Source organism: Vagococcus hydrophili (genome assembly GCF_011304195.1).
Classification (GTDB): domain Bacteria; phylum Bacillota; class Bacilli; order Lactobacillales; family Vagococcaceae; genus Vagococcus; species Vagococcus hydrophili.
In genome coordinates this window covers 2,800,583-2,815,780 of sequence record NZ_CP049887.1, presented here as the reverse complement: position 1 = coordinate 2,815,780, position 15,198 = coordinate 2,800,583, and the positions used below count along the sequence as shown (strand labels likewise).

The 15,198-nt window shown below is 34.9% G+C and carries 11 protein-coding genes; all 11 read left to right on the top strand.

The window, feature by feature from the left end; translation table 11 throughout:
- The first annotated feature begins 414 nt into the window (after nucleotides 1-414).
- The 11 genes from G7082_RS13830 (at nucleotide 415) to G7082_RS13780 (ending at nucleotide 15,192) form a co-directional block, all read left to right on the top strand.
- Nucleotides 415-2,133 carry an ABC transporter ATP-binding protein gene (locus G7082_RS13830; RefSeq protein WP_166035787.1) on the top strand — a complete coding sequence of 573 codons (1,719 nt, stop codon included), beginning with the start codon at nucleotides 415-417 and terminating at the stop codon, nucleotides 2,131-2,133.
- 1 nt (nucleotide 2,134) lies between these two features.
- The gene (locus G7082_RS13825; protein ID WP_420825014.1) at nucleotides 2,135-3,919 is read left to right on the top strand and encodes an ABC transporter ATP-binding protein; all 1,785 of its coding nucleotides are present in this window, start codon (nucleotides 2,135-2,137) and stop codon (nucleotides 3,917-3,919) included.
- A gap of 156 nt (nucleotides 3,920-4,075) precedes the next feature.
- Nucleotides 4,076-4,765 carry a response regulator transcription factor gene (locus tag G7082_RS13820; protein WP_166035786.1) on the top strand — a complete coding sequence of 230 codons (690 nt, stop codon included), beginning with the start codon at nucleotides 4,076-4,078 and terminating at the stop codon, nucleotides 4,763-4,765.
- A complete protein-coding gene (locus tag G7082_RS13815) occupies nucleotides 4,765-6,297 on the top strand; it encodes a HAMP domain-containing sensor histidine kinase (protein ID WP_166035785.1) in 1,533 nt (510 codons plus the stop codon). Before G7082_RS13820 ends, G7082_RS13815 begins: the two co-directional genes overlap by 1 nt.
- 147 nt (nucleotides 6,298-6,444) lie before the next feature.
- On the top strand, nucleotides 6,445-6,786 hold the full coding sequence (locus tag G7082_RS13810) for a putative DNA-binding protein (protein WP_166035784.1): 342 nt from the start codon (nucleotides 6,445-6,447) through the stop codon (nucleotides 6,784-6,786).
- A gap of 12 nt (nucleotides 6,787-6,798) precedes the next feature.
- The gene (ffh, locus tag G7082_RS13805; RefSeq protein WP_166035783.1) at nucleotides 6,799-8,232 is read left to right on the top strand and encodes a signal recognition particle protein; all 1,434 of its coding nucleotides are present in this window, start codon (nucleotides 6,799-6,801) and stop codon (nucleotides 8,230-8,232) included.
- Between the two features lie 79 nt (nucleotides 8,233-8,311).
- Complete coding sequence (locus G7082_RS13800) at nucleotides 8,312-8,836, top strand: GNAT family N-acetyltransferase (protein ID WP_166035782.1); 525 nt, start codon at nucleotides 8,312-8,314, stop codon at nucleotides 8,834-8,836.
- A 122-nt stretch (nucleotides 8,837-8,958) separates the two neighbouring features.
- Nucleotides 8,959-10,410, top strand: coding sequence for an amidase (locus G7082_RS13795; protein ID WP_166035781.1), 1,452 nt, complete (start codon nucleotides 8,959-8,961; stop codon nucleotides 10,408-10,410).
- Nucleotides 10,411-10,897: 487 nt separating this feature from the next.
- Nucleotides 10,898-12,583: a potassium-transporting ATPase subunit KdpA gene (gene kdpA / locus G7082_RS13790; RefSeq protein ID WP_166035780.1), complete on the top strand. Its 1,686-nt coding sequence runs from the start codon at nucleotides 10,898-10,900 to the stop codon at nucleotides 12,581-12,583.
- A 29-nt stretch (nucleotides 12,584-12,612) separates the two neighbouring features.
- Nucleotides 12,613-14,640, top strand: coding sequence for a potassium-transporting ATPase subunit KdpB (gene kdpB / locus G7082_RS13785; RefSeq protein ID WP_420825039.1), 2,028 nt, complete (start codon nucleotides 12,613-12,615; stop codon nucleotides 14,638-14,640).
- Nucleotides 14,641-14,655: 15 nt separating this feature from the next.
- Nucleotides 14,656-15,192, top strand: coding sequence for a potassium-transporting ATPase subunit C (locus G7082_RS13780; RefSeq protein WP_166035778.1), 537 nt, complete (start codon nucleotides 14,656-14,658; stop codon nucleotides 15,190-15,192).
- Nucleotides 15,193-15,198 lie beyond the last annotated feature (6 nt).

Genomic DNA, 15,198 nt, shown 5'->3' with positions numbered 1-15,198 from the left:
AACTCTTTCGGTAACTTCACAATTGGTAAAAAGTCCAAAGAGCACGGACTGTTTACCAATTGCTCCAGTTACTCAGAGTTAAACGCCTTTTTTACCACTTTATTCAATCCGGATTCAAAAGGCAGCTCCTGCGGCAACTTCAAAAAATAAAATTAATTCAAAAAGCACGAATTATTTTTATTTTCCTCCAGTTGCTTGTAGCTAAGCGCCTTTTTCATCACTTTATTCAACTAACAGTTGTTTGATGATTAAAAATTATCTTGTTAAAATAGAAGATGTTCAAAAAAGCGAGTTGGAATCTGGAAAAAGAGACAGGTTGTCACTTTTTTTAGAAAATGCGTGTTTTTTGATTGCAAAAGAACAGGTATTCGTATATGATATAGTTCTGATTCATTTAAGAAAGAAGGTTAGAGTATGGCATTATTAATTCAAAAAGTGAAAGGGCATGGGAAACTTGTATTAACGTCTCTTTTCATGACTACCTTGATGGTTATTTCTATGCTGTGGCAACCCAAGTTACTTCAAAAAGTAATGACTGCAGTTATGAAAGAAGACAATCAAGAATTAAAGAGTGTGGGCATCACGCTAATTGTCGTTGCTTTAGTTGGTTTAATTGCGGGTATTATTAATACAATTGTTGCAGCGAAAGTTTCTCAAGAAGTCGCGTCCGAGATTCGTTCAGATGGGTTTAAAAAAATTCAAACATTTTCATTTAGTGATATTGAAAAATTCTCAACAAGTAACTTAGTGGTTCGTTTAACAAATGACGTTAATCAAATTCAAAATATTGTCATGATGACGTTACAAACAATTTTAAGAATTCCAATTCTTTTTATTGGTAGTTTTATTTTGGCGATGATCACACTACCACAATTATGGTGGGTAATCATTGTATTAGTTGTATTAGTCTTTTTAACAGTGATGTCTTTATTTGGTTTAATGGGTAAACATTTCACTAAAATTCAAGGCTACATCGAAAGAGTAAACAGTATTGCAAAAGAAAATTTATCAGGCATTCGCGTGGTAAAATCATTTGTTCAAGAAGAACAAGAAATTAAGAAATTTACCAAAGTTTCAGATAAATTAGCAAAACATACGATTACAGTGGGGAATTTATTTTCAATTATGATTCCTACATTCATGTTGATTTCTAGTTTAGCTATTGTGACGTCTATTTATTTTGCAGCTGATTTAGCTAAAACTGATATGGAAGTCATTGGAGCAATTGTTTCATTCATGAATTACCTAATGCAAATTATGATGAGTATTATTATCGGTGGTATGATGATGATGATGGCTTCTCGTGGTATGGTTTCTTTAAAAAGATTAAATGAAGTATTAGAAACAGAACCAACATTAACATTTAAAGAAGAAGGTGTTAAAGCGATTCATGATGGAACGGTTGTCTTTGATGACGTGACTTTCTCTTATGATGGGGCAGATAAGCCAACGCTTAAACACATTAGTTTTAATGTTGAAAGTGGTCAATCCATTGGTGTGGTTGGTGCTACTGGTGCTGGTAAATCAACTTTAGCTCAAATGATTGCTAGAATGTATGATCCAACAGAAGGGTCAATTAGTGTTGGGGATGTTGATTTAAGAGATGTAGATAAAACCGACTTACGTGATAATGTGGCATTAGTTTTACAAAAAGCCATTTTATTTTCAGGAACGATTGCAGATAATTTAAAACAAGGATCTAAACATGCGGATGATGCAGCTATGGAGAGAGCGTCAAGAATCGCTCAAGCCAGTGAATTTATTGATCGTCAAACAGAAGGTTATTTCAGTCATGTTGAAGAACGTGGCTCAAACTTCTCTGGAGGTCAGAAGCAACGTTTATCTATTACAAGAGGGGTTATTGGTAATCCAAAAGTCTTAGTTTTAGATGATAGTACGAGTGCTCTGGATGCTCGTTCTGAAAAATTAGTCAAAGAAGCTTTGGCTAAAGAATTAACAGACACAACGACGTTTATTATTGCTCAAAAAATTTCTTCTGTGATTCAAGCAGATACTATTTTAGTATTAGATGAAGGTCGTTTAGTTGCTCAAGGCACACATAAAGAGCTTCTTAAAACGAGTGATGTTTATCGCGAGATTTACGAAACTCAAAAAGCAAAGGAGGTAGAATAAAATGAAAAAAGAACAAACTAAAAAAATGAGCGTTCCGAAGTTTTTCTGGTTCTATTTAAGAGCGTATAAACTTCAATTGTTAGTCATAACAGTTGCCATCATTTTTTCTACTTACTTGCAAGTTAAAGCACCTCAGTACACAGGTAAAGCTATTGAGGAACTAACTAAATATGCAGGCACTTACTTTGCAACGAAAACGGCTGATAAAGGTCCTTTCTTAAGTGTTATTAAATTACTTGTTGGTTTATATGTCTTAAATTGGATTGCGATGTTTGTTCAAAATATTTTAATGTCAGCAGTGACAGGTAAATCAACGAATAAAATGCGTATTAATTTATTTAAAAAATTAGAAAAAATGACCATTCAATATTTTGACAATCACCAAGACGGAGAAATTTTAAGTCGTTTTACGAGTGATTTAGATAATATCTCAAATACAATGAACCAGGCGTTAATTCAGGTAATGACCAACTTCTCGATGATGATTGGTGTGTTAATCATGATGTTTAGCGAAAATGTTCAAATGAGTTGGGCAACCTTGGCAATTTCTCCTGTGGCTATTCTAATTTCAGCATATATTATTAAACAAGCAGAGAAAAGTGTTGCGGTTCAACAAGAAAATGTTGGTAAATTAAACGGCTATATCAATGAAAAAATTTCAGGTCAAAAAGTGATTATCACTAACGGTTTGGAAGATGAAACCATTGAAGGGTTTGAAGTTTTAAATAAAGAGGTCAAAAAAGCAACATTCAAAGGACAAGTTTATTCAGGTCTTTTATTCCCAACAATGCAAGGGATTTCAATCTTGAATACAGCGATTGTGATTTTCTTTGGAGGTTGGTTAGTCCTTGATGGTGGCATGGATAAGGCGGTTGGTTTAGGTTTAATCGTTATGTTTATTCAGTATTCACAACAATTCTATATGCCATTAACACAAATTTCTTCACAGTTTAGTATGCTGCAACTAGCCTTTACAGGTGCTCGTCGTTTAAATGAAATCTTTGTAGTGGATGACGAATTTGAGCGTCCTAACACCACTTCGATTAATGGTGTGAACGAAGAAGTATCGTTAGAAAATGTCAATTTCTCCTATGTTGAAGGTAAACCAGTCTTGAAAAATGTTAATTTAAAAGCGAAAAAAGGACAAATGGTGGCTCTTGTTGGACCAACTGGTTCTGGTAAGACAACTGTTATGAATTTACTAAACCGTTTTTACAATGTAGATAGCGGAGCCATTAAAATCGACGGTCAAGATATTAGAGATATTTCTTTACCAAGTTTACGTTCACATATTGGGATTGTGTTACAAGAATCTGTTTTATTCTCAGGTACAATAAGAGATAACATTGTATTTGGTAATCGTGATGTGCCAGAAGAGAATATGATTTCAGCAGCTAAACAAGCGAATATTCACGAATTCATTATGACTCTGGATGAAGGTTATGATACAAAAATTAATGATGAAAACAGCGTCTTTAGTGTGGGTCAAAAGCAATTAATTAGTATTGCAAGAACGATTTTGACAGATCCGTCATTACTCATTTTAGATGAAGCAACAAGTAACGTTGATACTGTGACAGAAAGTCGTATTCAAAAAGCCATGGAAAATATTGTTAAAGGTCGGACAAGCTTTGTGATTGCTCATAGACTTAAAACTATTTTAAATGCAGATTATATTGTGGTGCTAAATCAAGGAGAAATTATTGAAGAAGGAACTCATGAAGAATTAATCGCAGCTAAAGGTTTTTATGCAGAACTTTACGAAAATCAATTTGTTTTTGAATAAATAAGAGTGAAGATTCCTTGATTTAAAAGGAATCTTCATTTTTTTATAGGTAGGATATAAAAAAATAAAAGATAGAATAGATTTTTGAGTGGTTTATCGTTATAATTGTAGTAATGTAAAAAAATATGTGAAGTAGCTAGAAAGGCATGGGAATTTATGTCAAATAAAATTTTAATTGTCGAGGATGAAAAAAACTTGGCTCGTTTCGTTGAATTAGAGCTTAAACATGAGGGGTATGAAACAGAAGTTCATTATAATGGACGAACTGGTTTAGAGGCTGCTTTAACTGGGGACTGGGATGCAATTTTACTGGATCTTATGTTACCGGAATTAAATGGACTAGAAGTTTGTCGTCGTATTAGACAATCAAAGAATACACCAATCATCATGATGACAGCAAGAGACTCTGTGATTGACCGAGTTTCAGGATTAGATCATGGGGCAGATGATTATATTATTAAACCTTTTGCTATCGAGGAATTGTTAGCAAGATTAAGAGCTTTGCTACGCCGAATTGATATTGAAGGGGATAAAAATATTACAAAGCAAACAACGATTACCTACCGTGATTTAGTAATTGAAAAAGAGAATCGTGTGGTTCGTCGTAATTCAGAAATCATTGAACTAACAAAAAGAGAGTATGAATTGTTGCTTATTTTGATGGAAAACGTGAACGTTGTTTTATCAAGAGATGTTTTACTTAATAAAGTTTGGGGTTACGAGATTGAAGTTGAAACAAACGTAGTGGATGTTTATATCAGATACTTACGTAATAAAATTGATGTACCAGGAGACGATAGTTACATTCAAACGGTTCGTGGTACAGGATATGTGATGAGATCCTGATGAAATCATTTCAAAATATAGAGCTGCCATCGAAGTTTACGTGGCGCTCTATTACTTTTAAGTGGACTCTTCTAACGTCTTTAGCAATCTCTGTTTTGTTTACGATTTTTTCTTTTGTAACGTATCAGACAAGCACTAAAATTATCGTCAGACAAGAAACAGATAAATTTAATCGAACAATGGAAGAGATTGAATCCAGATTGGCTCGTTCAGAAGAAGACTTAACTTTAAACAGTACAGTCTTTTTTTTGAAAGATACAACGGGTGACTTTGTTCGGAATAAATATTATGACCGGGAAACGTTGGAAGCAAGTCTAATGAAATTAAATAGTTTCATCTCGGAACTTTCTCAACCTGAACTTAATGTAAAGATTTATGGGGCAGATGAGCGTCTATTATTCGAAACTAAGAATGCTTATTTACCGTTTAAAGAACATGATCAAAGCACAACAAGTATTCAAACCATTGATAATATCACTGGTTTGATCAAGTTAGAACCTATTTATTCCTCTAAAACAAACGAATTAATTGGTTACGCGCAAGGTTTTTATGAGTTAAATAGTTATTATGCTGTGAGGGAACGACTGTTAAATACATTGATCATTTTAGAAGTTATTGGAGTTATTTTAAGTGTCATCATTGGCTTTATCTTATCTAATTACTTTACAAGTCCTTTAAGAAAAATGGCAAAAACTTTAAATAGTATTGAAGAAGCCCATAAAACGGGTGTTAGAATGCCTGTACCAAAGGCTAATGATGAAATATCAGATTTGGCGAAAGCTTTTAATGACATGCTAGAGCGAATGCAAAAATTTATTCTACAGCAGCAACAATTTGTGGAAGATGTTTCTCATGAATTACGGACACCTGTTGCGGTGATTGAAGGTCATATTAACCTACTTAATCGGTGGGGGAAAGATGATCCAGAAGTGTTAGCAGAATCCTTGGAAGCCTCACTCCAAGAAATTGTCAGGATGAAGAGTTTAGTACAAGAGATGTTAGATTTATCTCGTGCTGAACAATCTGAGTTTCACTATTCAGAGAACACAACGATGGCTAAAGAAGTCATCCATACCAACGTGAGTAACTTCCAAATGCTCTATCCTGAATTTACGTTTAATCTGGATGATGATTTAGATCAAGACGTGGAAGTTAAGATTTATCGAAATCACTTAGAACAGATTTTGATTATTCTCCTTGATAATGCGGTGAAATATTCAATGGATAGAAAAGAAGTATTGATATCAGCTTCACTATCTTACCGATCATTGGAAATTATGGTGCAAGATTTCGGTGAAGGAATTAATAAAGAAAACTTAGATAAAATTTTTAACCGATTTTACCGGGTGGATAAGGCTCGTGCTAGAAACACAGGAGGTAATGGCTTAGGATTGTCTATTGCTGAGCAGCTAATTGATAATTATAACGGGAAAATTAGTGTGAAGAGTCATGAAAACAAAGGCACAGCATTTACTTTTGTTTTACCGATTGTTGATCAGGAAGACTCCAAGGAACTAAAAGAAATTAATTAAAAATATAAAAAGAGAGGTTAGTACGAAAACGTTCTTGTTTTTGTACTAGCTTTTTTAAATTCGAATAAAAAATTAAAAAAACATATATTGATTGTGTTATAATGTTGAGGAGACTGGAATCAAGAGTCAAAAAGGAGGGGAATTAAAATGGAAATAGAAAAAACAAATCGAATGAATGCTTTATTTGAATTTTATTCAACCCTTTTGACTGAGAAGCAGATGAATTACATCGAATTATATTATGCAGATGATTATTCTTTAGGTGAAATTGCCGAAGATTACGGTGTGAGTCGGCAAGCGGTTTATGATAATATCAAACGAACTGAAAAATTGTTAGAAACTTACGAGAAAAAACTGCATTTATATTCTAATTATATTGTCAGAGAAGAAATGATTGAAGAGATAAAAGCAATTGTTAAAGCTGACCATGAATCAGATGAGAGAATTATAGGAATTTTAGATAAAATCCAAGAAATTGAAGAAGAGTAGGAGAGATTTAAATTGGCATTTGAAAGCTTAACTGACCGCTTACAGGTCGCAATGAGTAAACTGAAGAAAAAAGGTACGGTGAAAGAAGAAGACGTAAAAGAAATGATGCGTGAGATACGTTTGGCTCTTTTAGAAGCCGATGTTAACTTACAAGTCGTTCGTGGCTTTACTAAACGTGTTGGAGAGCGTTCGATTGGTGTAGAGATTTTAGAATCTTTAAACCCAACCCAACAAATTGTAAAAATCGTTGATGAAGAATTAACAAAAGTTTTAGGTTCTGAAGCAGTCGAATTAAATAAATCACCAAAAATCCCAACAATCGTTATGATGGTTGGTTTACAAGGTGCGGGTAAAACAACCTTCGTCGGAAAACTTTCTAACTTCTTAAAGAAAAATGAAAAAGCTAGACCATTATTAATTGCAGGTGACGTTTACCGTCCAGCTGCCATTGACCAATTAAAAGTCATCGGTCAACAATTAGATATTCCCGTCTTTGATATGGGAACAGATACTGATCCAGTTGAAATCGTACGTCGTGGTTTAGAACAAGCCAAAGAAAATAAAAATGATTATGTCTTCATTGATACGGCAGGTCGTTTACATATTGATGAGCCTTTAATGGATGAGTTAAAACGCATTAAAGAATTTGCTCAACCAAATGAAATTCTTTTAACAGTTGATGCCATGACTGGTCAAGATGCTGTAACTGTTGCTCAAAGCTTTAACGAACAATTAGACGTAACAGGGGTTGTCTTAACTAAATTAGATGGGGACACTCGTGGTGGTGCGGCCCTTTCAATCCGTGCCATTACAGGAAAACCAATTAAATTCATCGGTACTGGTGAAAAATTAACGGATGTAGAAGTCTTCCATCCGGACCGTATGTCTTCTCGTATTTTAGGTATGGGTGACATGTTAACGTTGATTGAAAAAGCACAACGTGAATACGATGAGGATCAAGCAGAGGAATTAGCGCGTAAAATGCGTGAAAATAGTTTTGATTTCAATGATTTTATTGAACAATTAGATCAAGTCATGGGAATGGGACCACTAGAAGATTTAATTAAAATGATTCCTGGTATGAACAATGTTCCTGGTTTAGATCAAATTAAAGTGGATCCAAAAGATGTTGCCCGTAAAAAAGCGATTGTCTTTTCAATGACGCCTAAAGAACGTGAAAATCCAGATTTATTAAATCCTAGTCGTCGTCGTCGTATTGCAGCAGGTTCTGGAAATTCAGTGGTTGAAGTCAATCGTATGATTAAACAGTTCAACGAATCTAAAAAAATGATGCAACAAATGAGTAAAGGCAATATGCCACCAGGAATGGAAAACATGATGGGTGGCGGAATCCAAGGGAAACTTGGAAAAATGGCCATGAATAAGATGATTAAGAAAAACAAGAAAAAAGTTAAAAATAAGAACAAAAAGAAAAAGAAAAAATAGTACCTTAAGAACGCAATTAGCAAGTTGAGTGATAACTTGTTAATTGTGTTTTTTTACTAAGGAGAAGGAAGTAAACATCATGAACAAAATAATTATAAAAAACAGTTATGAGCTGTCAAAAACGGATAAAGAGGAACTTTTTTCTTTTTTAGACAAAGCCTTTGAAGGTGAATTTTCACGAGATGATTTGTCTCATGCTCTTGGTGGCATTCACTTAATGATTAAAGAAGATGAAAAAATAATCGCTCATGTTTCTGTGGTTCAACGTTCCATGGTAGTTGGTAAAAAAGCTCATTATGTTGGTTATGTGGAGGCAATGGCAGTTAGTTCTAAATATCAAAGACAAGGAATTGGTCAATTGATGATGGAGGAAGTTGAGTCTATTATAAAAGGGACCTTTGATTTTGGAGCTTTATGCGCTTCAGAGATGGGGCTACCACTTTATCAAAAAATGGGTTGGATCAAATGGGAAGGGAATATAAAAGAATTTAGTTTATCGGGTATTAAAGAATCAAATGAAGAAATTCTTGTTTTCAATACTAATGAACAAATTTCTCTTAAAGAAGACTTTATATGTGATTTGCGAGAAGGAGATTGTTGGTAAACCAATTTTGTTTTTATTATAATTAAATATCGTGCGTTTCTTTTAAAAAATACCCTATTTAGTATAAACTACTTGTCATTTGACTTAAAAATTGATTAGATAATAGTATAGGGGGGATTTTTATGGTAAAAGATGCGACTTATCTTGCTGGTTTGATTCGAAACAACGACATGTCACCGATGGAAGCCTTAGATGAGATGTATAAAAAAGCAAAAGCAAATGAAAAATTAAATGCCTTCGTCGAGTTGGATCTTGATAAGGCAAAAAAGTCCTTGGAATCAGATAAGCAGAATTTAAAAAATAGTCCGTTTTACGGTGTCCCTTTCCCGCTAAAAGATTTAGGTCAGAGCAAAGAAGGTTTTTCTCAGACGATGGGTTCTAAACTATTTAAAAATAATATTGCTAATCAAACGAATAATTATGTATCACGAATTGAACAAGCTGGGTTTGTGCCTTTTGGTGTGACCACAGCTCCAGAATTTGGTTTTAAAAACGTGACCGATGCAGATATAAACGGTGACACTTTGAATCCGCTTGATATAACGCGTTATTCAGGTGGAAGTAGTGGTGGAGCAGCTTCGGTCGTCGCTTCTGGTATTTCACCGATTGCAGGAGCAAGTGACGGTGGTGGATCGATTAGAATTCCCGCAAGTTTTACTGGGTTAATTGGGATGAAACCAAGTCGAGGCAAGATTGTGACAGGTCCAGATGGCTTTCGTGACTGGCAAGGTGCTTCTGTGAATTTTGTATTAGGAGTTTCCATTAGAGACACTAAGAAAATGTTGCGTATTTTAAAGCCTAATAAGCAGTTTTCACCTTTTAATCAGCCAAAAGCAAGTCTGCCAGTTGTTAATCGACCGCTAAAGATCGCAGTTTGTACCACGTCTCCAATTGGTAATCCTGTTTCAGATGAAGCGATTCAAGCCGTGCATAATGCTGCCATTTTTTTAGAAGGTTTGGGTCATTCTGTTGAAATGATTGATTATCCAGTGGATGGTTTAGGGTTAATTAAAAGTTACTACCAGATGAATGGTGGCGAGACAGCTAATATGATGAATCATATGGAAAAAGCTTTTCATCGACCCTTGCTTAAAGAGGATATGGAATTAATGACGTGGGCGATTTATCAGTTCGGGAAAAAATTATCTGCAGCTGACTATGCGGATAGTTTTAATATTTGGGATCAGTCTGCGGTTATCATGGAACAACTTTTTGAAACCTATGATATCTTTTTATCTCCAACCGCGACAACGATTGCGCCCAAAATAACGGACGATCTTCAAAGTGACGAGATTCGGGAAAGAATGCATGAAGCAGAATTTCAAACAAAAGAAGAGTTAGATACGTTAATTTATGACATGTTTGAAAAAAGTTTATGGATAACACCTTATACGCAATTAGCTAATTTAACAGGGCAGCCTGCGATTAGTCTGCCTACTCATATGACTGAAAAAGAGAATCTACCGATTGGAGTCCAGTTGATGGCAAGTAAAGGAAATGATAGCTTGTTACTTGAGGTTGGAAAATGGTTTGAAGAATTACACAAATTGATGATTCCTAAAGTATATGAATAATTGAATAAGCTATAAGAGGATGACAATCGAAAGTTATCCTCTTTTTTTGTATTCTCTAACTGCTTGGAGTAAAGAAACCTTTTTCATCACGTTTTTGTAGTCCGGATTCAAAAGGCAACTCCTGCGGCAGCTTCACAAATACAAATTAATCGGAAAAAGCGCCGATTATTTTGCATTTCCTCCAGCTGCTTGGAGTTAAACGCCTTTTTCATCACGCTTTGTAGTCCGGAAGAAAAAATCTGCTCCTTCGGTAACTTCACCAATTAAAATTAATTCGAAAAGCGTGAATTATTTTTAATTGCCTCCAGTTACTCAGAGCAAAACGATTTTTTATTCACGCTTTTCTTAACACTATCTTTATATGGTTTTTGCTATACTTTCTTTATTCAAGAGGGAAGGGAAGTTATTTGATGATTATTATTGTGGGGATTATCGCTGTGATGACTTTGATTTATTTATTTTATGAATTGTTTTGGGGGGATAAAAAATGATGGCTTTTACATGGACTTTGATACTTTTTTTCTCAGTACTACTATTAACAAGTATTCCATTGGGATTCTATATAAAAAAAGTGATGTCGGATGAGGCAACTTTTTTAGATAAAGTAATTGGAAAAATTGAAAATAAACTATATCAATTTTTCGGAAAAAATCATGTCACAAAAGAAATGAGTGCTAAACAGTACGCTAAAGGTGTTTTAGGAATCACTTTAATATCTTTTGTATTCTTATTTATTTTATTGATGACTCAAGGATTTTTACCAGGGAATCCTAATCATGTCCCTAACATGACTTTTTCACTTGCCTTTAATACCGCTGCTAGTTTTGTGACAAATACTAACTGGCAAGCTTACGCAGGTGAAACACAAGTCTCATACTTAGTTCAAATGATTGGTTTAACGGTTCAAAATTTTGTCTCTGCGGCAGTGGGGATTTCAGTTCTGTTTGCCTTACTTAGAGGATTTAAACGTAAAAATAGTTTAAGTGTTGGCAATTTTTGGAAAGACATGACACGAGTTTTACTATACGTGTTATTGCCATTATCAATCATTACAACGATTTTGTTGATGTCACAAGGCGTGGTTCAAAACTTTTTACCAAATATGGAAGTGAACGGACTTGATGAAGGAGTTAAACAGTTAATACCTTTTGGTCCAGCAGCTAGTCAAATTGCAATTAAACAATTAGGAACAAATGGTGGTGGATTCTTTGGTGCTAACTCAGCTCATCCTTTTGAAAATCCGACATTGTTTAGTAATTTTATTGAAAATTATGCGATTTTGATTGTTCCAGCAGCTTTAATTATGGCTTTTGGATTCTTTATGAAAGATTTAAAACAAGGTAGAACGATTATGATCGTTTCAGTTTTCATTTTAGTTTTAGCAACAGTTGGGATTTTCTTAAGTGAAATGCAACCAATCATGTCTCAACATTTAATGACAGCTGGCAACATGGAAGGAAAAGAAACTCGGTTTGGTATTATATGGTCTAGTCTGTGGGCATCCAGTACCACAGCTGTATCTAACGGTTCTGTTAACGCTATGATGGATAGTTTCACGCCACTTGGTGGTTTGATACCAATGTTCTTAATGCAACTAGGTGAAATTATTTTTGGTGGTGCGGGAAGCGGCTTGTATGGAATGATCGTTTTTGTCATTCTAACCGTGTTTATTGCAGGTTTGCTTGTAGGTCGTACGCCAGAATACCTAAGAAAAAAAATCGAACCTTTCGATATGAAAATGGCGTGTATTGTGATTTTAACACCATTAGCATTTGTCTTATTGGGAGCTATGAGCTTCATCATCTTAGGTAAACCTATGGAATCTTTAACTAATAGTGGGGCTCATGGCTTTTCGGAAATTTTATACGCGTTTACGTCATTAGCCAATAATAATGGAAGTGCCTTTGCAGGGTTAACAGCAGATACGACATTCTTAAATATAATAGGTGGCTCAATTATGATGATAACACGTTTCATACCAATGTTTGCTGTCCTATTTTTAGCTGGAAATTTAGCTAATAAGAATCAAACATCTGTTAGTAGTGGGACGTTATCAACGACTAGTCCAACATTTATCATGATGTTAGTGATTGTCATTTTTGTTATTGGGGCATTAAGTTTCTTCCCATCATTGGCATTAGGTCCAATCGCCGAATTTTTTGTAACTAAGTAAGGGGTAATTTTAAAATGGAAAATAAATGGATGATTTTTAGAAGAGCATTAAAAGATTCGTTAATCAAAATGAATCCTAAAATACAAGTACAAAATCCTGTGATGATGGTGGTTTATCTAGGTGCCATCATCACAACAGTTTTGTTCTTTGTTAAGGAGCCTCAAGGCGAGAACCAATCATGGTTTACTTTTAGTATTGCTTTAATTCTGTGGTTAACACTATTATTTGCCAATTTTTCAGAAGCGATTGCTGAAGGTCGTGGAAAAGCACAAGCTGACAGTTTAAAACAAGCAAGAGAAGATGTCACAGCTAAACGAATTAAATCAATTGAGAAAAAAGATGAATTTGAAGAGGTGATTTCTTCAAACTTGAAAAAAGGTGACATTGTTTATGTCGTTTCTGGTGAACAAATTCCAATGGATGGAGAAGTTATTGAGGGGGCTGCCTCTGTTGATGAAAGTGCGATTACAGGTGAATCAGCTCCAGTTATCCGTGAATCAGGGGGAGACAGAAGTGCTGTGACTGGCGGAACAACGCTTGTCTCAGATTTTCTAATCATCAAAGTAACAGCTGAAAGTGGTCATTCTTTCTTAGATAAAATGATTTCCATGGTAGAAGGAACGGAGATAAAGAAAACACCTAATGAGATTGGGTTACAAATCTTTTTAATTACCTTAACGATCATCTTTTTGATTGTCACAGCAACGCTTTATACCTTTACTGATTTTTCAAGTCAGTTAGTAGGGAAAGGTGAAGCAATCTCAATTACCACATTAACAGCTTTACTTGTCTGTTTAGCACCGACAACGATTGGTGCTTTAGTTTCCTCAATTGGTATTGCGGGAATGAGTCGTTTAAATAAAGAAAATGTAGTAGCGATGAGTGGACGAGCCATTGAAGCGGCCGGTGACGTGGATATCCTTTTATTAGATAAAACTGGAACGATTACCCTAGGAAACCGCCGTGCTAGTGAATTTCGTCCAGTTTTAGGTGTTTCTGAAAAAGAATTGGCAGATGCAGCGCAATTATCCTCTATTGCCGATGAAACAGCAGAAGGTCGTAGTATTGTTATTTTAGCAAAAGAACGTTTTGAAATAAGGGAACGTGTGATGAATCAAAAAGAAATGACGTTCATTGAGTTTTCAGCGAAAACAAGAATGAGTGGGATTGATTATGATGGGGATTCCATCAGAAAAGGTGCTGCGGATACTATGAGGATTTTTGTTGAAGAATCTGGGGGAATTTATCCTGAAGACTGTGATGAGATTGTCTCAGAAATTGCCAAAGTTGGTGGAACACCATTAGTTGTTGTTAAAAATAATATCGTTCTTGGTGTGATTTATTTAAAAGATATTGTAAAAAATGGCGTCAAAGAAAAATTTGAAGATATGCGAAAAATGGGCATTAAAACGATTATGATAACAGGAGATAATCCCATGACTGCTGCAGCAATTGCCGCAGAAGCTGGCGTAGATGACTTTTTAGCAGAAGCAACACCTGAAAATAAAATGGATTTAATTCGTAAATATCAAAGTGAAGGTCACTTAGTTGCAATGACGGGAGATGGGACCAATGATGCGCCAGCTTTAGCTCAGGCTGATGTGGCAGTAGCGATGAATACAGGAACACAAGCAGCTAAAGAAGCTGGGAATATGATTGATTTAGATTCTAGTCCAACAAAATTAATCAGCATTGTGAAGATTGGTAAACAACTACTAATGACTCGTGGGGCTTTAACAACCTTTAGTATTGCTAATGATATTGCCAAATACTTTGCGATTATTCCAGTTCTTTTCTTTAGTATTTACCCAGAATTAAGTGCGCTAAATATTATGAATTTAACCAATCCAACGACAGCGATTCTTTCGGCAGTGATATATAATGCGGTGATTATTGTGTTCTTAATTCCGCTAGCCTTAAAAGGTGTGTCTTATAAAGAAATGCCAGCTAATAAAATACTCTCTCATAACTTATTGGTTTATGGTTTAGGTGGCATTGTGGCACCATTTATAGCAATTAAACTCTTAGATATGCTACTCACATTACTATTTTTTTAAAAGGATGGATATAAAATGAAAAATTCTTTAAAAATCTCATTGAAATTTATGTTTTTAATGACGGTTATCTTAGGTATCTTGTACCCACTAAGCATGACAGGGATTGGTCAAGCCTTATTTAATGATGAGGTTAACGGCCAACTTGTGACAAAAGATGATAAAGTGGTTGGATCAAAACTATTAGGTCAAACCTATGAAAGTCCTAAGTATTTACAGGGTAGACCACAAGAAGTTAGCCAACTATCACCTGTGTCTGATGAACAAGAAAAAGCGGTTAGCTCACGAGTTAAAGAACGTCAATCAATTGAAGGAAGAAAAGATAAAGTGCCAGCTGACTTGGTAATGGCTTCTGGTAGTGGTCTTGATCCAGATATCTCTTTAAAAGCTGCGGAGTATCAAATTCCACGAATTGCTAAAGAGCGACAAATGACAGAAGAAAAAGTAGGTGCTATAATAAACGAGCATATAGTGAGCAAGGTAACACCTCTTAATACGGAAGAAAGAGTCAATGTTTTAGAAGTTAACCTTGCCTTGGATGAAACAAATAAATAGGTGGTG